Annotated in this window: 18 protein-coding genes, 1 tRNA gene and 1 riboswitch; of the genes, 15 read left to right on the top strand and 4 right to left on the bottom strand. The window is 65.6% G+C overall.

All coding sequences use genetic code 11. From position 1 onward, the window contains the following. Positions 1–58 precede the first annotated feature (58 nt). Positions 59–174: riboswitch (SAM riboswitch) on the top strand. Between the two features lie 13 nt (positions 175–187). Beyond that, on the top strand, positions 188–1,309 hold the full coding sequence (gene metX, locus QRN52_RS03280; protein WP_284751347.1) for a homoserine O-acetyltransferase MetX: 1,122 nt from the start codon (positions 188–190) through the stop codon (positions 1,307–1,309). A gap of 1 nt (position 1,310) precedes the next feature. Here metX and QRN52_RS03275 read toward each other — a convergent pair whose 3' ends face one another. Together QRN52_RS03275 and QRN52_RS03270 are read right to left on the bottom strand one after the other, a co-directional pair. After that, on the bottom strand, positions 1,311–1,685 hold the full coding sequence (locus tag QRN52_RS03275; RefSeq protein ID WP_284751346.1) for a hypothetical protein: 375 nt from the start codon (positions 1,683–1,685) through the stop codon (positions 1,311–1,313). A 66-nt stretch (positions 1,686–1,751) separates the two neighbouring features. Then, entirely contained in the window at positions 1,752–2,588 is an 837-nt protein-coding gene (locus QRN52_RS03270; RefSeq protein ID WP_284751345.1) for an SGNH/GDSL hydrolase family protein, read from the bottom strand. Positions 2,589–2,663: 75 nt separating this feature from the next. Here QRN52_RS03270 and QRN52_RS03265 point away from each other — a divergent pair, with 75 nt between their 5' ends. Continuing rightward, positions 2,664–3,311 carry an alpha/beta hydrolase gene (locus QRN52_RS03265; protein ID WP_059387869.1) on the top strand — a complete coding sequence of 216 codons (648 nt, stop codon included), beginning with the start codon at positions 2,664–2,666 and terminating at the stop codon, positions 3,309–3,311. A 64-nt stretch (positions 3,312–3,375) separates the two neighbouring features. Here QRN52_RS03265 and QRN52_RS03260 read toward each other — a convergent pair whose 3' ends face one another. Beyond that, entirely contained in the window at positions 3,376–3,606 is a 231-nt protein-coding gene (locus tag QRN52_RS03260) for an RNA-binding S4 domain-containing protein (RefSeq protein WP_284751344.1), read from the bottom strand. A 33-nt stretch (positions 3,607–3,639) separates the two neighbouring features. On the opposite strand from QRN52_RS03260, the gene QRN52_RS03255 reads away from it, so the two are divergent. The 13 genes from QRN52_RS03255 (at position 3,640) to QRN52_RS03195 (ending at position 18,774) form a co-directional block, all read left to right on the top strand. Beyond that, a complete protein-coding gene (locus tag QRN52_RS03255; RefSeq protein ID WP_284751343.1) occupies positions 3,640–4,668 on the top strand; it encodes a DMT family transporter in 1,029 nt (342 codons plus the stop codon). Positions 4,669–4,783: 115 nt separating this feature from the next. Continuing rightward, positions 4,784–6,169, top strand: a complete 1,386-nt coding sequence (locus QRN52_RS03250; RefSeq protein ID WP_284751342.1) for a glycine--tRNA ligase — start codon at positions 4,784–4,786, stop codon at positions 6,167–6,169. 2 nt (positions 6,170–6,171) lie between these two features. Next, the gene (locus QRN52_RS03245) at positions 6,172–7,146 is read left to right on the top strand and encodes a GNAT family N-acetyltransferase (protein ID WP_284751341.1); all 975 of its coding nucleotides are present in this window, start codon (positions 6,172–6,174) and stop codon (positions 7,144–7,146) included. 203 nt (positions 7,147–7,349) lie between these two features. Further along, complete coding sequence (locus QRN52_RS03240) at positions 7,350–8,723, top strand: FAD-binding oxidoreductase (protein ID WP_284751340.1); 1,374 nt, start codon at positions 7,350–7,352, stop codon at positions 8,721–8,723. A gap of 138 nt (positions 8,724–8,861) precedes the next feature. Beyond that, a complete protein-coding gene (locus QRN52_RS03235; RefSeq protein WP_284751339.1) occupies positions 8,862–10,295 on the top strand; it encodes a YibE/F family protein in 1,434 nt (477 codons plus the stop codon). A 105-nt stretch (positions 10,296–10,400) separates the two neighbouring features. Then, complete coding sequence (locus QRN52_RS03230) at positions 10,401–11,339, top strand: ABC transporter ATP-binding protein (RefSeq protein WP_284751338.1); 939 nt, start codon at positions 10,401–10,403, stop codon at positions 11,337–11,339. Further along, the gene (locus QRN52_RS03225) at positions 11,336–12,112 is read left to right on the top strand and encodes an ABC transporter permease (RefSeq protein WP_284751337.1); all 777 of its coding nucleotides are present in this window, start codon (positions 11,336–11,338) and stop codon (positions 12,110–12,112) included. The genes QRN52_RS03230 and QRN52_RS03225 overlap by 4 nt, the downstream gene beginning before the upstream one ends. A gap of 22 nt (positions 12,113–12,134) precedes the next feature. Then, entirely contained in the window at positions 12,135–13,307 is a 1,173-nt protein-coding gene (locus tag QRN52_RS03220) for a sensor histidine kinase (RefSeq protein ID WP_284751336.1), read from the top strand. Beyond that, positions 13,304–13,915 carry a response regulator transcription factor gene (locus QRN52_RS03215; RefSeq protein WP_284751335.1) on the top strand — a complete coding sequence of 204 codons (612 nt, stop codon included), beginning with the start codon at positions 13,304–13,306 and terminating at the stop codon, positions 13,913–13,915. Before QRN52_RS03220 ends, QRN52_RS03215 begins: the two co-directional genes overlap by 4 nt. Positions 13,916–13,974: 59 nt before the next feature. Next, a complete protein-coding gene (gene dusB, locus QRN52_RS03210) occupies positions 13,975–15,156 on the top strand; it encodes a tRNA dihydrouridine synthase DusB (protein ID WP_284751334.1) in 1,182 nt (393 codons plus the stop codon). 113 nt (positions 15,157–15,269) lie between these two features. Next, positions 15,270–16,580, top strand: coding sequence for a deoxyguanosinetriphosphate triphosphohydrolase (locus tag QRN52_RS03205; protein WP_502869683.1), 1,311 nt, complete (start codon positions 15,270–15,272; stop codon positions 16,578–16,580). 60 nt (positions 16,581–16,640) lie between these two features. Then, positions 16,641–18,638 (top strand): DNA primase, encoded by a 1,998-nt coding sequence (gene dnaG, locus QRN52_RS03200; protein ID WP_284751333.1) that lies wholly within the window; start codon positions 16,641–16,643, stop codon positions 18,636–18,638. Positions 18,639–18,701: 63 nt separating this feature from the next. Continuing rightward, positions 18,702–18,774, top strand: a tRNA-Asn gene (locus QRN52_RS03195). Positions 18,775–18,830: 56 nt separating this feature from the next. Here QRN52_RS03195 and QRN52_RS03190 read toward each other — a convergent pair. Further along, positions 18,831–19,942, bottom strand: a 1,112-nt coding sequence (locus QRN52_RS03190; RefSeq protein ID WP_284751332.1) for a fibronectin type III domain-containing protein, incomplete at its 5' end; no start/stop codon positions are given.

Here is a 19,942-nt window from a genome sequence, read left to right as displayed (position 1 = left end):
CACAAAGATGTCATAATCTTCGTCAGAAGGGGTCCGGTTTTCCTAGACTCTTCCTATAGGTCATGAGTGCCAGCGACAGCCCCGGCTTGCTGGCCGGCAACCCTCCATTCGCGGTGGGGTGCCCCGGGTGAAGACCTGGCCCTTCGCTGTATTGGCGACGGGCAAGCGCGATGTGAGGTGTCAACGAATGACAATTGCTGCAACAGCCATACCCCTTTCCGGTACCCAGGACGGAACCCTCAAGTATGTTTCCGTGGGTGGACTCGAACTGGAGGCCGGAGGTTTCCTGCCGGACGTCGTCCTTGCGTACGAGACGTGGGGGCGGCTCAACGCAGACTCTTCCAACGCCGTCCTGGTGGAACACGCCCTGACCGGAAGCACCCATGTGGCTCGCGGCGAGAGCGATGAAGAAGGCTGGTGGGAGCAACTCGTCGGCCCCGGCGCCACCATCGACACGGACCGCTACTTCGTGGTCTCCGTCAACATCGTGGGAGGCTGCTACGGCAGCACCGGGCCGTCGTCGAGCGCTCCCGACGGCAAGGCGTGGGGCTCCCGCTTCCCGCTCGTGACCCTGCGGGACAGCACCGTAGCCGAAGCCCGGCTGGCCGACGTCCTGGGGATCCGCAGTTGGCATACCGTGGTGGGCGGGTCCATGGGCGGTGCCCGTGCATTGGAATGGGCCGTCAGCTATCCGGACCGCGTCAAGCGATGCGCCGTGATTTCGATCGGGGCGTACAGCACTGCCGAGCAGATCGCGTTTGCACAGGCCCAGACGCTCGCCATCCGGCAGGACGCCGACTTCAACGGCGGCGACTACTATGGCCAGTCCGCCCCCGAGGCGGGGTTGGCCCTTGCCCGGCGGATCGCCCACATCACGTACCGTTCGGCGGATGAACTGGACTTCCGCTTCGGCCGGAACGCCCAGGGCGGCGAGGCGCCCCTCCAGGCTGCCGCGCTGGGGGACCGGGGCCGCTACCAGGTGGAGAGCTATCTCGACCATCAGGGACGCAAGCTGGTCCAGCGCTTCGACGCCAACAGCTACATCGCCATCACCGAGGCGCTCATGAGCCACGACATCACCCGCGGCCGGGGCTCATTGGAGGATGCGTTGTCCGTGGCAACCGCGAAGTTCTTCGTTGCCTCGGTGGACTCGGACCGGCTCTACTTCCCGGAACAATCCCACGAGCTGGCCAAGGCCTTGCCCGGAGAGGTTCCCGTTCACGTGATCGAGGCGCCGATCGGGCACGACGGGTTCCTCACCGAGATCGGCCAGCTCGGTCCCCAGCTGCGAGAGGCCTTCTTCGGCTGAATCAGCCGTTCATGATTTCCTGGCGGAGCTTCATGTAGTCCTCCATCGCGATTTTCCCGTCGCTGTACTCCTGGTCCAGCTCGGCCAGTTTCCGTGCCCGGTAGCCTTGGGGAGCGCTGTTCGCTTGCGGAGTAGCCGACGACGGCGGAGCGGCCTGCGGCGCGGGCGTCGCCACCGGGAGTTGGGGTTCAGCCGGGAGCACTAGCGGAGGCTGCTCCGGGTATCCGATGGGGTAGTTCTGTGGAGGATAGGGCGGCGCGGGGTAATTCTGCGGAGGGAAGTCCCGGAGCCTGCGCTGGCGCGATCGGTTGTACATGCGGATCCCCATGGGAATCAGCCAAGAGCAGACGATGATCCAGAAGATCAAATTGTTCACGGTGGGGGCCTCCCTGTCTTTCACCAGCTTAGCTCCGCTCCCTGTGACCCACCTCGTGGTTCCCGGTCAGCTCCGGGGCAGGATGGCGTCGGCAGGACCGAAGACAGGTCCCGGCGTCGGGCGTTTCGGCAGGATGCCGTCGCCGGAGGACTGGTGCCGGATCCGGCGGATGACCCAGGGGACAAAATACTCGCGTGCCCATACGAGGTCGCCCGAGCGGGCTTCGCGCCAACTGCGCTGGGGGAGCGGCTTCGGGAACAGCGGCTCGAGGTTGTGCGGCACATTGAGGGAATCGAGGACCATTGCCGCGATGGTGTGATGGCCAAGCGGCGAAAAATGCAGGCGGTCTTCGTCCCACATCTGGGAGTTGGAAAGTTGCCGCAAGGACCACATATCGGCAATCACGGCATCGTGGCGGGCGGCCACGGTGCGGAGGTTTTCGTTGTAGATGGCCACCTTGCCACGGATCCGGCGGAGTACTGATGACACGGTGTCCGGGCCGTTGAAGAGAACCACGGTGGCGCCTTCGGAACTCAAGGTCTGCACGGCGGCATCGAGTTTCTCCGCCAAGGCGTCGGGGTCGCCGCCGGGACGGATAAGGTCGTTGCCGCCTGCGGAGATGCTCACGAGGTCCGGCTTGAGGTCCATGCACGGGCTAAGTTGTTCGTCGAGGATCTGCTGCAGGAGCCGCCCGCGGATGGCCAGGTTGGCGTAGGCGAAATCCCGGTGCCCCCGGCTCAGTTCCTCGGCTACGCGGTCGGCCCAGCCACGATGTCCCCCGGGGTTGTTGGGCTCGGGGTCGCCGATCCCTTCGGTAAAGGAATCACCCAATGCCACGTAGCGGGTCCACGGATGAATCCGTTCGTCCGGCTTTGGTCCCACCGTGGGATCAATGTCACTCACGTCGATATCCTGCCTCTTGCTGCAACGCCACGCGCCCGTGGCTTGTTACTCATGGGTAACTGTAAGAATAGTCCCATGAGTCAAGCTTCCGCCTTTCCTGCCCCGGTCGTTTTGTGGTCCCACGAAGAGGAGGAGCGGGCTGGGAAGCCATTGCTGGTCCTGCTGCACGGTTACGGGTCCAACGAGCAGGACCTCTTCAGCCTTGCCGGCCTGTTGCCCCAGGACTTCGTCGTCGCTTCGCTCCGCGCACCGATCGCCACGGGCCCGGGCTTCACGTGGTTCCCGCTCACGGCGTCCATCGACTACTCGCTCGACGCCGTCAAGGACGCAGCAGAGTACGTGTTTTCCTGGTTGGACTCGTTCAAGTCCAACCACAGCTCGGTAACGCTCCTCGGGTTTTCCATGGGCATGGCGATGGCCACCTCGCTGTTGCGGCAGCGCCCGGCGGACTTTGCCGCCGTCGTCGGGCTTTCAGGCTTCGCCGTCGACGCCGATGCGGACCCCGCATTCCGCGACGCCGAACTGGACGGTTCCGTGCCGCTCTTCTGGGGACGGGACCAGCAGGATCCTGTTATCACCCCGGACAAGATCGAATACACCATGGACTGGGTCCGAAAGCACACGGATCTGACCAAGGTGCTCTACACAGGCATGTGGCACGGCATCAACCAGCAGGAAATCGGCCACGTGGGCGAATTCTTGGAGCACAAGGTCCTCTCCTAGCAACGCGGGGTCACTTACGGCCCATCCTGGGGCGCGTAATGGGCCGTAAGTGACCCCGCGTTTGCTAGGCAGCGGCAGTGATCCGCACGGTCTGTCCATTGACGGTCACGGTATCGCCTGCGTGAAGCTGGCGACCGCGCCGTTCGTCGATCTCGCCGTTGACTTTGACCAGGCCGTTCTTGATGAGTTCCGTGGCTTCCACGCCGTCCTCCACCAGGTTGGCGAGCTTCAGGAGCTGGCCGAGTCGGATCATGTCGTCGCGGATGGGGATTTCTTCGATTTCCGGGTTGCTCATACAAGCAATGATGCCTGAAGTAGGGTGGTGAAAATGCCGCGAACTTCTCCTCCCTTGCTCACCGGCCTGCTGCTTGCGGTGGCGAACGGTACCCTGCTTCCGGTCCAAGGCCGGATCAACAGTGCGCTGGGGGCCAGGCTCGACGACGGCGTCGCGGCCGCCGTCGTCAGCTTCACTACCGGGCTGGTATTGATCGCCGTGATCGGCCTTGCACTGCCGAAAGGCCGCGCTGGTTTGCGCCGGATAGTGCCTGCCGTAAAGGAGCGCAGCTTTCCGCGGTTCTATGTGGTGGCCGGCGGGATCGGCGCCCTCTACGTGATTGCCCAATCGTTCACTATTGGCCTGCTTGGCGTCGCGTTGTTCACGGTAGCCGTGATCACCGGGCAGACCGTGAGCGGCCTTTTCGTGGACCGGCTCGGCATCGGTCCCGGCGGCAAACGCACGATCACCGGGGTCCGCATCCTCGGCAGCGTCCTGACGATCGCCGCCGTCGTCTGGGCCGGGTCGCCGCGCCTCGGGGCGGCCGCCGACGTCGGGTCCTTGCTGCTCCCGATCCTGTTACCGGTCGTGGCGGGTTGCCTCATGAGTTTCCAGCAGGCCATGAACGGCACCGCGACCGTGCACTACGGCAGCCCCATCGCCGCGACGCTGGTGAATTTCATGGCCGGAACGGTCATTCTCTGGATCGCCTGGCTCATCAAAGTGTTGGTGGTTGGTCCCGGCCACGCCCTGCCTGCTGAGTGGTGGTATTACGTGGGCGGCCCGATGGGCTGCGTCTTTATCGGCCTGGCGGCCTTGTTGGTCCGCAGCCTTGGTGTGCTCGTGACGGGGCTGGGGATGATCGCCGGGCAACTGCTCGGATCCCTCGCACTTGACCTGGTCCTGCCGGCTCCCGGAACCGTGGTTGCCTTCCCCACGATCCTTGGCACCTTGCTGACCCTGTTCGCCATCATTGTCGCCACATTGCCTTGGCCGAAGGGCGCGCTCTCTTCCCGCCGTCCCGCCAAGAGCCATTCGGGCCAGTCCCGGAGGCAGGACAGCGGTCAAAGGCCGGTAGGCTAGGACACGCAGCTTCCTGCACAGCACTTCCCCAAAACAGCGTTTCCCCTTAATGACTGTTCCCGTAGAGCATAGCCACGGACCGCACCCAGCGGCCCTGTAGAACATTGGAGTACCCATGGCAGCAAAATCCGTCCTCGACCAGGTCATTTCCCTCTCCAAGCGGAGGGGCTTCGTGTTCCAGGCCGGTGAAATCTATGGTGGCTCCCGGTCTGCATGGGACTACGGCCCCCTCGGTGCCGAGCTCAAGGAAAACATCAAGCGCCAGTGGTGGCAGAGCGTTGTCCGCGGCCGCGAAGATGTAGTGGGCCTGGATTCTTCCGTGATCCTGCCCCGCCAGGTATGGGAAGCTTCCGGCCACGTCGAGGTGTTCTCCGACCCCCTGGTCGAGTGCCTTTCCTGCCACAAGCGTTACCGCGCCGACCACCTCGAGGAAGAGTACGAGGAAAAGAAGGGCCGTCCCGCCGAAAACGGCCTCAAGGACATCGCCTGTGCCAACTGCGGCACCCGCGGCCAATGGACCGAACCGCAGGAGTTCTCCGGCCTCCTCAAGACCTTCCTCGGCCCGGTGGCCAGTGAAGAAGGCCTGCACTACCTCCGCCCGGAAACCGCGCAGGGCATTTTCGTCAACTTCAGCAACGTGCTCACCACGTCCCGCAAGAAGCCGCCGTTCGGCATCGGCCAGATCGGCAAGTCCTTCCGCAACGAGATCACGCCGGGCAACTTCATCTTCCGCACCCGCGAGTTCGAACAAATGGAGATGGAATTCTTCGTCGAGCCGGGCACGGACGAAGAATGGCACCAGTACTGGATGAAGGAACGCATGTCCTGGTACACCGACCTGGGCATCCGGCCGGAGAACCTGCGTTTCTTCGAGCACCCGTTGGACAAGCTCAGCCACTACTCCAAGGGCACCACGGACATCGAATACCGCTTCGGTTTCCAGGGCTCCGAGTGGGGCGAGCTCGAGGGCATCGCCAACCGCACCGACTTCGACCTCTCCACCCACTCGAAGGCCTCCGGCCAGGACCTCAGCTACTTCAACCAGGCCACCAACGAGCGCTACACGCCGTACGTCATTGAACCGGCCGCCGGCCTGACTCGCTCCTTCATGGCCTTCCTCGTGGACGCCTACACCGAAGACGAGGCACCCAACGCCAAGGGCGGCGTCGACGTCCGCACTGTCCTGAAGCTTGACCCGCGCCTGGCGCCGGTCAAGGCAGCCGTGCTGCCCCTGAGCCGCAACGAGGACCTGTCCCCGAAGGCAAAGGACTTGGGCACCCAGCTGCGCAAGAACTGGAATATCGACTTCGACGACGCCGGCGCCATTGGCCGCCGCTACCGTCGCCAGGACGAGATCGGTACTCCGTTCTGCATCACCGTGGACTTCGACACCCTTGATGACCAGGCCGTCACCATCCGTGAGCGCGACACCATGAGCCAGGAACGTGTGTCCCTGGACAAGGTGGAGGGCTACCTGGCCGCACGACTGATCGGCGCCTAAGCGTGACCATCGAGTACCGCGAATGGCGTGAGGGCGACGACCTCGCGCTCCTGGAAATGTGGGGCGGGCCCGAGACCCTGCCGGCCCAGCAATTCCGCGCAGCCCTGGCACCGTCGAGCAACAGCGGTCAAGGCCAGCCTTGGCGCCGGTGCATCGTGGCGGAAGACGTCGTTGACGGCGTCGGCATCCCGGTGGCCGCGGGTGTGGTCCATGAGGCGTCCCTGCACGCGGAACGTCTCTGGGCCTACATCGAGGTTGCCAAGGACCACCGACGCAGCGGGATAGGGGCCACGCTCCTGACCATGCTGCGGCGCGAAGCCGGGCAGTCGCCGTCGGGCGTCATCAAGCTGCGCAGCAAAGTGGAGCCCGGCACGGCCGGTGCCGCCTTCGCCGAGTGGGCGGGACTAACACCGATCCAGCGCTCCCGGCTTGTGGTGGTGGATCCCGAGCCGCTCAGGCTGCCGGTGTTTGGAGACGGCTCCGAAGAAGCGGCGTCCGAGCAAGTCGAAGACCTCGCCACGGGATCCGTGGAACTGAGCGACGTCGTAGGCCGGTACTACACCGCCGTACACCACTGGGACAACCCCGGCGAGCTGGGCATCCCCACGGTGCAACGGCTTTTCCTCGACGATCTGACGGGGGCGCACGGAGCGGTCGTGCTGCGTGCTCCGAAGGCCAGTGCTTTTGGTACGGGCGTTCCGGCCACCCGCAAGGGCAAGCTGCAGGCCTTCGCCATCAGCTATGCCCAGGGCAGCTCGGAAGAGCCATCGGAGGTGTTCCTTGGCCACGATCCGCTTTTGCAGGATGACGAGGCGAGGGAGGCAGTCCGTGGCCTGCTCGCGCTCATTGCCTACCAGCACCCCGTGCTCCTTGAGGTGGACGATTCGATGACGGCCGTCCGTGCCGTCGTCGATCCCTTGCTGGAGCTGGGCAAAGCGAAGCTCCGCGGCGCGGACACCCTGGTGGTCAGCGAATAGCCGGCGGCTGGCCCAAGTGACTCGCAGTTGTTGTCGTTATGAGCCCTCATAACGACAACAACTGCGAGGTAGTCGTAGGGAAGCCTTGACGGCGCTGCTGCCCTGGGTGTAGGCATGACGACGTAAGCCCCGGCCGTTGCTCTGGTGGGGTAGCGGCGGGTGGAACGAATCCGGTCTCATGAAGAGAATCGGCGGTAACACCCATGAATGGAACAGCCCTCGACGGACTGCGTGAACAGCTCCGTGGGCAACTCGTCACTCCAAGTGATCCTGACTATGATTCCGCCCGTGCCGTCTTTAACGGGATGATCGACAAACGTCCGGCAGGAGTCGTCCGGGTGGCCCAGGTGGCGGACGTCATCGCGAGCGTGAACTTCGCCCGGGACAATTCCCTGCCATTGGCTATCCGCGGCGGCGGCCACAGCGCACCCGGCTTCGGGACTTGGGACGATGCCCTCGTCATAGATTTCGTCAACCGTACCGGAGTCCGTGTTGATCCCGAAGCCGGCACGGCCCGTGCCGAGGCGGGAACAACCTGGGCAGATTTCAACCACGCTACCCATGCATTCGGGCTGGCCACCACCGGCGGGATTGTGGGATCCACCGGCATCGCGGGCCTGACCCTGGGTGGCGGCATCGGCTATCTTGCCCGCAAACACGGCCTGTCCTGTGACAACTTGATCTCCGCCGACGTGGTGACTGCCGACGGCAAGTTCCTGACTGCAAACGAAACCCGGAACGAGGATCTCTTCTGGGCCTTGCGGGGCGGCGGCGGCAATTTCGGTGTGGTGACGTCACTGGAATACAAGTTGCACCCGGTGGACATGGTCCACGTGGGGATTGTCATCTATGGAGCGGAAAACACCGAGACGGTCGCGAAGTTCTACCGGGATTACATTGACTCCGCTCCCGAAGAGTTCGGAGCGTTCCTCGGATTCCATCAAGGCCCACCCGTGCCGTTCCTTCCAGAAGAATGGCACGGCAAGCCCGTGTGCGTCGTGGTCGGGATGTGGACGGGAGACATGGCAGAAGGCGAAGCCCGCTGGCAGCCGTTCCTCGAAGCCGCACCCGTGGCCGGATCCCTGATCACCCCGATGCCCTATCCGGCACTCAACGTGGCGTTTGACGGGCTCAATCCCAAAGGCCTGCAAGGGTACTGGAAAGCCAACTTCATCAGTGAACTCAACGATGGCGTCATCGACGCGCATGCAGAATTTGGTTCCACGGTCACCAGCCTCAACACCGCGGTCCACGTCTACCCGATCGACGGCGCGGCGGCCCGGGTCGGAGCCCAGGACACAGCTTTCGCGAACCGCGGGATGAAGTTCGCCCCCGTGATCGCAGCACAATGGCCGGACCCTGCGGACAATGAAGCCAACATAGCCTGGGCCCGCAACTACGCGGAGGCGCTCCGTCCGCATTCTGCTGCGAGCGGCTACATCAACTTCATGGATGCGGAGGACCAAGGCAGGATCAGTGAGAACTACGGGGTCAACTACGAGCGGCTGCAAGCCATCAAGGGCAAGTACGATCCAGGAAACCTCTTCCACGTGAACCAAAACATCAAACCCGCCTAAGCACTCGGGTATCAAGCGAGCCCAACTGACTAGCAGCAAGTGTCGTTTTGAGCCCTCATAACGACAACAACTGCGAGTTAGTTGGGTGGGACGCAGCGCTGCCCCACGTAGGCTTGTGGGCATGAGGTTTTGCAGCTAATGGGTCACGGCCATTCACACGGACACACAGAGCATGTCGAGCCAAGCCCGACGGCGCTCGCGGCACGCAAGCGGGCCAACTGGCTCCTCGTGGCCGTGCTGGCTCCGATTGCCGTGCTCACGATCGTAGCCATGCTCGTCATGTGGCCGTCGGGGAGCAAGGAAGGCATCACCTTCGCGAGCCCCTACACGGCCGCTCCCGGGGTGACGTTCGATACCGGCAAGATCCAAGCCGTCACCCAGGAAAGCTGCACGCAAGGGACGCAGGCGCCGAGTACGAACGGCACGAACCAGAGTAGCGGCGCACAGCCGCAGGGGTCCCAATGCACTTTAGCGTCCACGCAACCGGATAACGGCGGCAGCCCCGTGAAAGTAGTCATCAACCCGGATGTCGCCAAGTCCCACGGCGTCAAAGTCGGGGACAGCATCCGTTACCTGAACCTCTCCGGGGTGCAGGGCGCAGCGGCGGGCAACGGCTCGCCGTCGTACGTTTTCCTGGACTTCGTGCGGACCGTTCCCATGGCCCTTCTGGCGATCCTGTATGCCGTGGTGGTCATTGCGGTCGCGCGCTGGCGCGGCTTCAGGGCGCTCCTCGGGCTGGCCGGAGCCTACGTGGTGATGGTCAGCTTCATGCTTCCGGGATTGGTGGAAGGCAAGCCGCCGCTGCTCGTGGCTTTGGTCGGCTCCACGGCCATCATGATGGGGGTCCTCTATTTCGCCCACGGATTCTCGGCCAAGACCTCCACCGCGCTGCTGGGCACGATCTTCGGGCTCGGCATTACGGCACTGCTGGCAGCCTGGGCCACGGATGCGGCCAACCTGACCGGGATCGCCACGAGCGAGGGCGCCACGCTCGTGAACATGTCGGACAAGATCTCCCTTTCCGGGATCATCCTCTGCGGGCTCATCATCTCCGGGCTCGGGGTCCTCAACGACGTGACCATCACCCAGTCCGCGGCAGTGTGGGAACTCTACGAACTGGCACCCGAGACTGGCGCGCGGAAGCTGTTCACCTCGGCCATGAGGATCGGCCGGGACCACATCGCCTCCACGGTCTACACCATCGCCTTCGCCTACGCCGGTGCCGCACTGCCCATCCTGATCATTGTCATGCTGTACGACCGCCCGCTGGTCGACGCCCTCACCAGTGCCGAGTTGTCCGAGGAAGTCATCCGCACGCTGGTTGGCTCCATCGGCCTGGTGTTGGCCATCCCGGTGACCACCTTGATTGCTGTGCTGGTGGTGAAGGCGACCGGTCCGAGGCGGCTCGCGGCTGCCGTTGCCGCGGATCCGGAACCAGCCCACGACGACGGCGACGTCCGTGAGCTTGAAACTGCCGGGTCCGCCGACGCCTTCGAATCGTTCGACACGGGCGAGCTCGCCGCCGTCGTCATGACCAGGCGGGCACGCAGGGAAGCCGAACGCGGACAGTAGAACCGACATGACATTTGTCATGCCTCATTGGTGACACACGCCCCGGCGCCGGACGCGGATCCCGGCTTTGATGGGTAGTGGAGTAAACCAAAGCCAAGGAGAGTCATGACAACAGCGAGTGTGCCGGCCGTCCACGCCGCCGGACTGCACAAGAGCTTCGGGAAGGTCCACGCCGTACGCGGCCTCGACCTCACCGTGCAGCCGGGGGAAGTGGTGGCGTTCCTCGGTCCCAACGGGGCCGGCAAGACCACCACGATCGACATGATCCTCGGCTTGAGCGCCCCGGACCAGGGAAGCGTTTCCATCTTCGGCCACACTCCCCGGGGAGCCATCGCCCGCGGCCAAGTGGCAGCCGTGATGCAGACCGGCGGCTTGCTGCGGGACATCAGCGTCCGCGAGACCGTGCAGCTCAACGCAGCCATGTTCGATTCCTCCCGCCCCGTGGACGAAGTCCTGGCGCGGGCGGGCATCCTGGAGATCGCCGACCGCAAGGTGGAAAAGTGCTCCGGCGGCCAGCAGCAGCGGCTGCGCTTCGCCATGGCCCTCGTCTCCGATCCCGGATTGCTCATCCTGGACGAGCCCACCACCGGCATGGATGTGGCGGGCCGGCGCGACTTCTGGACCGCCATCAGGAGCGACGCCCAGCGCGGACGGACCGTCATCTTCGCCACCCATTACCTCGAAGAAGCCGACGCCTACGCGGACAGGATTGTCCTGGTCCGGCAAGGCAGCATCGTCGCCGACGGCACCGCCGCCCAGATCAAGAACCTTGCCTCGGGCCGTACCGTCAAGGCTTCCCTTCCGGCGGCAGAGCGCGGGCTCTTGGCCGGGATGCCGCCGACGGAAAGTGTCGAGTACGACGGCGGCCGCCTCACCGTCCGCACGGGCGACTCGGACGCCGTCGTGCGGTACCTGCTCAACAACACGGGCGCCCACGACGTCGAAGTGGCGGCCAACAACCTCGAGGAGGCGTTCGTCGCCCTCACCGGAGACGATGCCGTGCCGGAATCCACGAGCATCACTTTTGAAGGAGACCTCGTATGAGCACGGCAACAGTCGTCCAGGAACGGAAACCGTCCGCCGGCGGGGTCAACCGCACGTTCCTCTGGATCGAAATCAAGCGGATGCTCCGGAACCGCCGGACCATCATTTTCACGGTATTCATGCCCGCCGTTTTCTTCTTCATTTTCGGCTTGTCCAACAAGGACAAGCTCCTGCCCAACGGGCACAGCTACGGCCAGTACATCCTCATCAGCCTCACGGTCTATGCCGCGATGACCGCTGCTACGGGCGCCGGCAGCCAAGTGGCAGTGGAACGTGCCCAGGGTTGGAGCCGCCAGCTTCGCCTCACGCCCCTCCTGCCCGGTGCGTACATCGCGGTGAAAGCCATGGCTGCGCTGACGCTGTCCCTCGTTGCCGTCGTGGCCCAGTTCGTCATCGGTGCCCTGGCTGGTGTCACCATGGATGCCCAGACCTGGCTGACGGCGGGGCTGGTGGCCTGGCTGGGCTCCCTGGTCTTCGCGGCGCTCGGCTTGTTCGTCGGATACCTCATGCCGAGCCAGAATGTCATGCAGATCCTCGGCCCGGCCCTTGCCATCCTTGCCATGCTCGGTGGACTGTTCATGCCGATCGAAATCATGGGGGAGACCTTCGGGAACATCGCCAAGTTCACGCCCGCCTACGGGATCGGGCAATTGGCCCGGAGCCCCATCACAGGCGAGTTCGACTGGGCGTGGATCGTCAACGTGCTCATCTGGCTCGTGATCTTCGTGGCCGGGGCTGCGATGGCGTTCCGCCGCGACACGAAACGTGTCTGAACAGGCCGCTAGGGTGAGCACCATGACCAACAAAGCAGGCGGAAGCTCTTTCAGGGATGTGCTCAACGGCAGCGCGTTCAGCGGCCAGCTGTTCACCGGCAGCATGTTCCGCGGTCCCGGACCACGGGGCTGGTTCATCGGGGCGGGACTCTCCATCCTGCTCTGGGCCTGGCCGACGTGGAACATCGTGTGGTCCGTGGACGAGCCGCTGGCCTGGAAAGTAGCGGCGTCGGCGTCCCTGATTGTGTTCTTCGCTGCCTACGTCTTCCTGCCCCAGATCAGTTGGCGCCTGGGCGTCCGGGCGGGCATTGTGTCCGCCGGTATCCTGCTGGCGCTGAACGGTGTGATCGTCCTCCTCATCGGCAGGGAAGCCTTGTGGACCTGGACTTTCCTCGCCTGCGCCATCGCCATGACGTCCCTTCCGCCGCGCACGGATTTCTTCCTCATCGTCGCCTTGTCCCTCGCCTCGTTCTCCACCCAGCTGGTGACGGGCAACGGGGAGCAGGCCCTGCTCCAGGCCGGGATCATCCTGTCCCTCGGCCTCATGATGTCCGCCTTCGCGCGGCTGATCCGGCAGACCGCGCGGCTCCGGGAAGCGCAGACTGAACTGGCCGACGCAGCCGTCGCCGCTGAGCGCAGCCGCGTGGCCCGGGACATGCATGACATCCTCGGGCACTCCTTGACGGTCATCGCCGTGAAGGCCGAATTGGCAGGCAGGATGCTGGACACCGTCCCGGGCGATTACCCTGCCCGCGACCGGGCAGCCGCCGAGATCTCCGCGGTGCAGGACTTGGCCCGCGGTGCGCTCGCCGACGTCCGCGCCACCGTGGCCGGCTACCGCGGCGTCAACGTCCTGGCGGAACTCGCAGTCGCCCGGACGGCATTGGAATCGGCCGGGATCGACGCCGAATTGCCGGGAACCGTCGAACAGGTTCCGGCGCGGCACCGAGAGCTCTTCGGCTGGGTGCTGCGCGAAGGCGTCACCAACGTTGTGCGGCACTCCGGCGCCGCGCGCTGCCGCGTCCGGTTGACGGCGTCGAGCGTTCTGGTGGAGGACGACGGCGTCGGCCCGGCCTCCGGGGGCCGTTCCGGGAACGGACTGGCCGGGATCCGCGAACGCGTGGGTGCCGCGGGCGGAACGGTCAGTATTGGCCCGAGCGACCTGGGAGGGTTCAGATTGGCGGTAGAGGTATGAGCATCCGATTGGTGATCGCGGATGACCAGGCCCTGGTGCGCGGTGCACTTGCGGCTTTGCTGGGACTGGAGCCGGACATCGAGGTCGTCGCGGAACTGGGCGACGGGACAGGGGTGGCGGCCGCCGTCGTCGAGCACTCCGCCGATGTGGCAATGCTCGACGTCGAGATGCCCGGCCTGGACGGGATCAGCGCGGCAGCCGCCGTGCGGCGGGCCGCGCCCCAGTGCCGGGTCCTCATGGTGACCACCTTCGGACGGCCCGGCTACCTCAAGCGCGCGATGCAGGCCGGTGCCTCCGGATTCGTCGTCAAGGACACCCCGGCGCGGCAATTGGCCGAAGCGGTGCGCCGCGTGCATCAGGGGCTCAGGGTGGTGGACCCGGTGCTCGCCGCGGAATCCTTGACCGCGGGAGACAGCCCGCTGACCGAACGTGAGGGGGAAGTGCTCAAGGCAGCGTCCGACGGCGGAACGGTGGCCGATATCGCGAAGTCGGCGATGCTCTCCGAAGGGACCGTGCGGAACTACTTGTCCGCCGCGATGGCCAAGACCGGCGGCCGGACCCGCGCCGAGGCCGTGCGGATCGCCGAAGACAACGGCTGGCTGCTCTAGCGGCCCGGCTCGCGACCGGCCGGTCCAGTCGATTTGCCCCGCTTTGAGACAATGGACGGGTGACTGTAGTAGCAACACCCCCTTCGCCCAAGCTCGAACTGCCCCCGCTGCAGCTCGGCCGGATCACCGTGGACACCCCCGTGATCCTTGCCCCGATGGCCGGCATCACCAACTCGGCCTTCCGCCGGCTGTGCCGTGAATACGGCGGCGGTCTATACGTCGCGGAGATGGTGACCTCCCGTGCCCTCGTGGAGCGCACCCCGGAGTCGTTGCGCATCATCTCCCACGACGACGACGAAAAAGTCCGTTCCGTTCAGCTGTACGGCGTGGACCCCGTCACCGTTGGCCAGGCCGTACGCATGCTCGTCGAAGAAGACCGGGCGGACCATATCGACCTCAACTTCGGCTGCCCCGTGCCCAAAGTCACCCGGCGCGGCGGCGGATCCGCCCTCCCCTGGAAGATCGACCTCTTCACCTCGATCGTCCAGACCGCTGTCAAGGAAGCCTCCAAAGGCGACATCCCGCTGACCATCAAGATGCGCAAGGGCATTGACGAGGACCACCTCACGTACCTCGACGCCGGCCGCATCGCCCGCGACTCCGGTGTTGCCGCCGTCGCGCTCCACGGCCGCACGGCCGCGCAGTTCTACTCCGGCCAGGCCGACTGGTCCGCCATCGCACGCCTGCGCGAGGCCCTCCCGGACATTCCCGTCCTCGGCAACGGGGACATCTGGTCCGCCGAAGACGCAGTCCGCATGGTGCGCGAAACCGGGATCGACGGCGTCGTGGTGGGCCGCGGCTGCCAAGGCCGCCCGTGGCTCTTCGGGGACCTCCAGGCCGCCTTTGAGGGCAGCGACCAGCGCCACCGTCCGGGCTTGCGCGAGGTGGCCGACGGCGTCTACCGCCACGCCGAGCTCATGATCGAAACCTTCGGCAACGACGAGTACAAGGCGCTGCGTGAGATCCGCAAGCACATGGCCTGGTACTTCAAGGGCTACGTCGTTGGCGGGGAACTGCGCGCGAAACTGGCCACGGTGCCGACGCTGGAGGTCCTGCGCGAACTGCTGGACCAGCTGGACATGGACCTGCCGTACCCGGGTATCGATTCGGAGGGCCCGCGCGGACGCGCAGGTTCCCCCAAGAAGCCGGCCTTGCCGAAGGACTGGCTGCTCAGCCGGCAGATGGACGCGGACCAGACGCGCGATATCGCCGCCGCCGAACTCGACGTCTCAGGCGGCTAAAGCGCCGCCCGGGCCGGCGCGTGCACGCGCACGGCCCGAGTCGTGGAAAACTGGCTGCATAGGCACAGGCTGAAGAGAAGCCGGTGCACGGCAAGCGGAGGAGGCAGATACCCATGGGAACTGAAGCGATGTCTGCAGCACGCCCGGCCGAAAACGCAACGGGCATTCCAGGCTATGTGGAGGCCGACTCGGCGCGCTGGGTCCAGGAACCCCGCAAGAATACCTACCGCTCGGACTTCGAAAGGGACCGGGCAAGGGTGCTGCATTCCTCAGCCCTCAGACGGCTCGGGGCGAAGACCCAAGTGGTGGCCCCGGACACCGACGACTTCGTCCGCACCCGGCTGACCCACAGCCTTGAAGTGGCCCAGGTGGGCCGCGAGTTGGGCCGGGCGCTTGGTTGCGATCCGGATGTTGTGGACACGGCGTGCCTGAGCCACGATCTTGGCCACCCGCCTTTCGGGCACAACGGGGAATCCGCGCTCAACGAGGTGGCCCACGGAATCGGTGGCTTCGAAGGCAACGCCCAGACCCTGCGCCTGCTGACCCGGCTTGAACCCAAGGTCCTTGCCGCCGACGGCCGGCCTGCGGGCCTGAACCTGACCCGCGCCAGCCTCGACGCCGCGTCCAAATACCCGTGGTCCGCCGTCGATGCCCCCGTCATCCACGGACAGCGGAGCAGCAAGTTCGGTGCCTATGAAGACGATCTGCCCGTGTTTGCTTGGCTTCGTGATGGCGCGCCGGGCAACCGCTCCTGCATAGAGGCCCAGGTGATGGACCTGGCCGACGATATCTCCTACTCGGTCCACGACGTTGAGGACGCCATCGTTGCCGGCCATTTCCAGTTGAAGTGGCTGGACAATCCTGATCACCGGGCGCGCGTGGTGGGGTACACCAAGCAGTGGTACCTGCCCCACAACGATCCGGCTGAAATCGACGCCGCCCTCGCCCGCCTCGAAGCCACGAGCGTGTGGGTCCGCGAGGCCGACGGCAGCCGCAAGTCGATGGCCGCGCTGAAGGACATGACCAGCCAGTTGATCGGCCGGTTCTGCCAGAGTGCCTTGGAGACCACGAGGGCGCACTTCGGCCCGGACCACCTCACCCGGTACGCCGCGGAACTCATGGTCCCCGAGGAAACCGTCACCGAGATCGCCGCCATGAAGGGCCTTGCCACGACGTTCGTGATCTCCACCGACCATCGGCAGCCCGTCTATGAGCGCCAGCGCGAAGTCCTGCACGCCCTGGTCGGCGTACTCAACGCGAGCGGAGACCGGCATCTGGAACCCATGTTCGCTGCGGACTGGCGGGACGCCCCCGACGACGGCGCCCGGCTTCGCGTCGTCATCGACCAGGTGGCGTCCCTGACGGACGCTTCGGCGCTGGCGATGTACGAACGCCTGGTGGGTAGCCTGCCGTCGCTCTGGTAGGCCGCGCGCGAGTTGCCTGCTCGCTCAGGGGCGCCCCCGTGGAGCGACTAGGATGGTGACGTGGCTGGCCTGATCAAACGTGAAGATATCGACGAAGTACGCCAGCGCACCGATATCAAGGAAGTAGTGGACGGATACGTCACCCTCAAGGGCGCCGGCCTGGGGACCTACAAAGGCCTCTGTCCCTTCCACGACGAGCGCTCGCCGTCATTCACTGTCCGTCCGCAGGTCGGCCGCTACCATTGCTTCGGCTGCGGCGAAGACGGCGATGCCATCTCCTTCGTCCAGAAAATGGACCACAGCTCCTTCCACGAAGCCGTGGAAAAGCTTGCAGCCCGGATCGGCTACGAACTGCGCTATGAAGACGGCGGCACGGGTCCCAACCGCGAAGAGGTCGGCAAGCGCCAGCGGCTGCTGGATGCCCACAAGATCGCCGACGAGTTCTTCCGTGCCCAATTGCTCACGGCAGGGGCGGCCGAGGGCCGCAACTTCCTCCATGGCCGCGGTTTCGATCGGACCGCAGCCGAACAGTTCGGCGTGGGCTACGCGCCGCAGGGTTGGGACTCACTCCTGAAACACCTGCGCGGACGCGGATTCACGGACGCGGAGCTGAAGCTGACTGGGATGTTTTCCGCCGGGGGACCCGGGAACCAGCAGAGAATTTACGACCGCTTCCGCGGCAGGCTCATCTGGCCCATCCGGGACATCGCCGGTGACACCATCGGCTTCGGTGCCCGCAAGCTTTACGAGGACGACCAGGGCCCGAAGTACCTGAACACTCCGGAGACCGTGCTCTACAAGAAGTCCCAGGTCCTCTACGGAATCGACCTCGCCAAGCGGAACATCGCCAAGGACCGGCAACTGGTGGTGGTGGAGGGGTACACGGACGTCATGGCCTGCCATCTTGCCGGAGTCGGTACCGCCGTGGCCACATGCGGTACGGCCTTCGGCACGGAACACATCAAGATCGCCCGCCGCTTGCTGTCAGACGACGGCACCGGGGGAGAAGTCATCTTCACCTTCGACGGCGACGCCGCCGGGCAGAAGGCCGCATTGCGCGCTTTTGAGGAAGACCAGCGCTTTACCGCGCAGACGTACGTGGCCGTGGAACCCACCGGGGCCGACCCCTGCGATTTGCGCCAACTCAAGGGGGACGCGGCCGTCCGGGACTTGATCGGCACCCGCCGGCCCCTCTTCGAATTCGCCATCCGGGCTTCCCTCAAACGCCATAACCTGGACACCGTGGAAGGCCGGGTCGCCGCCCTGCGGGAATCGGCCCCTGTGGTGGCGCAGATCCGTGATTCGGGCATCCGTCCGGCGTATGTCCGCGAGCTGGCGGGCTGGCTTGGCATGCCGATTGAGGAAGTGAGCCGGGCTGTGGGCTTGGCCGCCAAGCGCGCTGCTTCCGGCGCGCCTGCAGTGGGGATGTCGGGCGCTTCAGGAGCTGCGGGATCCGCTGGAGCCCAGGGGGCCGGGCAGGGCACACTGCCGGGCCAGGCCGGACAGCCGGCGGCAGCACCGCCGTCGAGCGCTCCCATCGCCTTCATGCGCCCGGATCCCCGGGATCCCATTGCAGCCATGGAGCGGCAGGCCCTCGAAGTGGTCATCCAGAACCCCGCTGTCCTCGGTGGCGAAGTTGCGCTTGCAGGTGGAGCTGTGCCTAACAGTGGAGCATGGGAACGATTTGAGGCCTGCCATTTTGTCACTCCGGCCTACTCAGCCGTGCACACTGCCATCCGGGCTGCCGGGCTGGCACACGCGGGAGACCCTGTGGCCTGGGTGGAAGGGATTCGCCAAGAGGTTCCGGAACCGCTCCAAGGCCTGGTCTCCGAGCTTGCCGTCGTACCACTGCCGGCCAGCACCCCCGAAGCGCTTCAGCGGTATTGCCGCGACATCTTGGCCCGACTTTTCGAGCTGCAGATCACCAGGGTCAAAGCGGACAAGATGGGCCAATTGCAGCGCCTGGACGCCTCGGCCCAGCCGGAGGAGTTCCAGCGCCTCAACCGGGAACTCATGCAGCTGGAAATGCAGCGCCGCGCTCTCCGCATGGATAGCTAAGGGCGTTCCCCGGAGTCGATTTCGTTTCCCGCCGGGGCTTTGTTAGGCTGGTACACGCTTCATTCCTCCGTAGCTCAATTGGCAGAGCATTCGACTGTTAATCGAAGGGTTACTGGTTCAAGTCCAGTCGGAGGAGCTTACTCAAAAATCCCCGTCCTCAGTAGAGGGCGGGGATTTTTGGCGTCTGGTTCTTTACCTCGTGGTGAGGGTGACGTCGTCGAGGTACATCCAGGTGTCATCCGCGGGGGTGGAGCCGTCGAGGTGGACGTTGAACCAGAGGGTGATGGTCTGGCCTTTGTAGGCGGTGAGGTCGGCGGTGAACTGGGTCCAGGTGCCGTTGTTGTTGCAGAGTTTGAGCAGGCTCGCCAGGGTGGTGCCGCTGGTGCTGCGGACCTGGGCTTCCATCCAGTCGTACGGGCAGGCATTGCCGGTGCAGGGGTCTTCCGCGCTGTGGGGCTGGTACCAGAAGGACAGGGTGGTGGTCCCGGTGGCGGGGACGGTGATGGTCTGGGACAGGCTGCTGTCGCCGAGCGGCTCGGTCCCTGACGCGAGGCCCAGGAGCGCGGAGCCGGTGCCGGTGTGGGCGGTGGTGGAGGCCGCGGGTGCCCTGACGCCGCCGGTGGTCCAGGCGCTGAGCCCGGATTCGAAGCCGCCGTTGGTGATCGTCGAGGTGGTTGTTCCGGTCGGGGTGACGGCTGCCGAGGCGGCCGATGCCGGGGAGGTGCCGACGGCGTTGGTCGCGGTGACGGTGAAGGTGTAGGCGGTGCCGTTGGCCAGCCCGGTGATGCTCGCCGTGGTGGCGGGCGGGTTGCCGGTGACGGTGACCGGGGCCAGGGTGGTGGTGCCGGCGTGCGGGGTGACGGCGTAGGAGGTGATGCCGGAGCCGCCGTTGGCCGGGGCGGTCCAGGACACGGTGGCGGAGGCGTTCCCCGCCGTCGCGGTGACCCCTGTGGGGGCGGCGGGCGCGGTCACCGTTGCGGTGGGGGTGACGGGGGCCGAGGCGGCGGATGCCGGGGAGGTGCCGACGGCGTTGGTGGCGGTGACGGTGAAGGTGTAGGCGGTGCCGTTGGCCAGCCCGGTGACGTTGGTGCTGGTGGCGGGCGGGTTGCCGGTGACGGTGACCGGGGCCAGGGTGGTGGTGCCGGCGTGCGGGGTGACGGCGTAGGAGCTGATGCCGGAGCCGCCGTTGGCCGGGGCGGTCCAGGACACGGTGGCGGAGGCGTTCCCGGCCGTCGCCGTCACGCCGGTCGGGGCGGCGGGCGCGGTCGGGGTGGTCTGGGTGTTGGTGAGGGCGACGTCGTCGA

Origin of the sequence: Arthrobacter sp. efr-133-R2A-120, assembly GCF_030209835.1 — a bacterium.
In the GTDB taxonomy this organism is placed as follows: Bacteria; Actinomycetota; Actinomycetes; order Actinomycetales; family Micrococcaceae; genus Arthrobacter.
The sequence above is the reverse complement of the archived record's forward strand: the minus strand, read 5'-3'. Positions and strand labels throughout refer to the sequence as shown.

Excerpts from the sequence above, each read along its gene's own strand:
- QRN52_RS03220 (WP_284751336.1), top strand. The coding sequence starts at position 12,135 with ATGACCAACAAAGCAGGCGGAAGCTCTTTCAGGGATGTGCTCAACGGC.
- QRN52_RS03225 (WP_284751337.1), top strand. The coding sequence starts at position 11,336 with ATGAGCACGGCAACAGTCGTCCAGGAACGGAAACCGTCCGCCGGCGGG.
- QRN52_RS03265 (WP_059387869.1), top strand. The coding sequence starts at position 2,664 with ATGAGTCAAGCTTCCGCCTTTCCTGCCCCGGTCGTTTTGTGGTCCCAC.
- QRN52_RS03215 (WP_284751335.1), top strand. The coding sequence starts at position 13,304 with ATGAGCATCCGATTGGTGATCGCGGATGACCAGGCCCTGGTGCGCGGT.
- QRN52_RS03240 (WP_284751340.1), top strand. The coding sequence starts at position 7,350 with ATGAATGGAACAGCCCTCGACGGACTGCGTGAACAGCTCCGTGGGCAA.
- QRN52_RS03235 (WP_284751339.1), top strand. The coding sequence starts at position 8,862 with ATGGGTCACGGCCATTCACACGGACACACAGAGCATGTCGAGCCAAGC.
- QRN52_RS03250 (WP_284751342.1), top strand. The coding sequence starts at position 4,784 with ATGGCAGCAAAATCCGTCCTCGACCAGGTCATTTCCCTCTCCAAGCGG.
- QRN52_RS03205 (WP_502869683.1), top strand. The coding sequence starts at position 15,270 with ATGGGAACTGAAGCGATGTCTGCAGCACGCCCGGCCGAAAACGCAACG.
- QRN52_RS03255 (WP_284751343.1), top strand. The coding sequence starts at position 3,640 with ATGCCGCGAACTTCTCCTCCCTTGCTCACCGGCCTGCTGCTTGCGGTG.
- QRN52_RS03230 (WP_284751338.1), top strand. The coding sequence starts at position 10,401 with ATGACAACAGCGAGTGTGCCGGCCGTCCACGCCGCCGGACTGCACAAG.
- metX (WP_284751347.1), top strand. The coding sequence starts at position 188 with ATGACAATTGCTGCAACAGCCATACCCCTTTCCGGTACCCAGGACGGA.
- QRN52_RS03260 (WP_284751344.1), bottom strand. The coding sequence starts at position 3,606 with ATGAGCAACCCGGAAATCGAAGAAATCCCCATCCGCGACGACATGATC.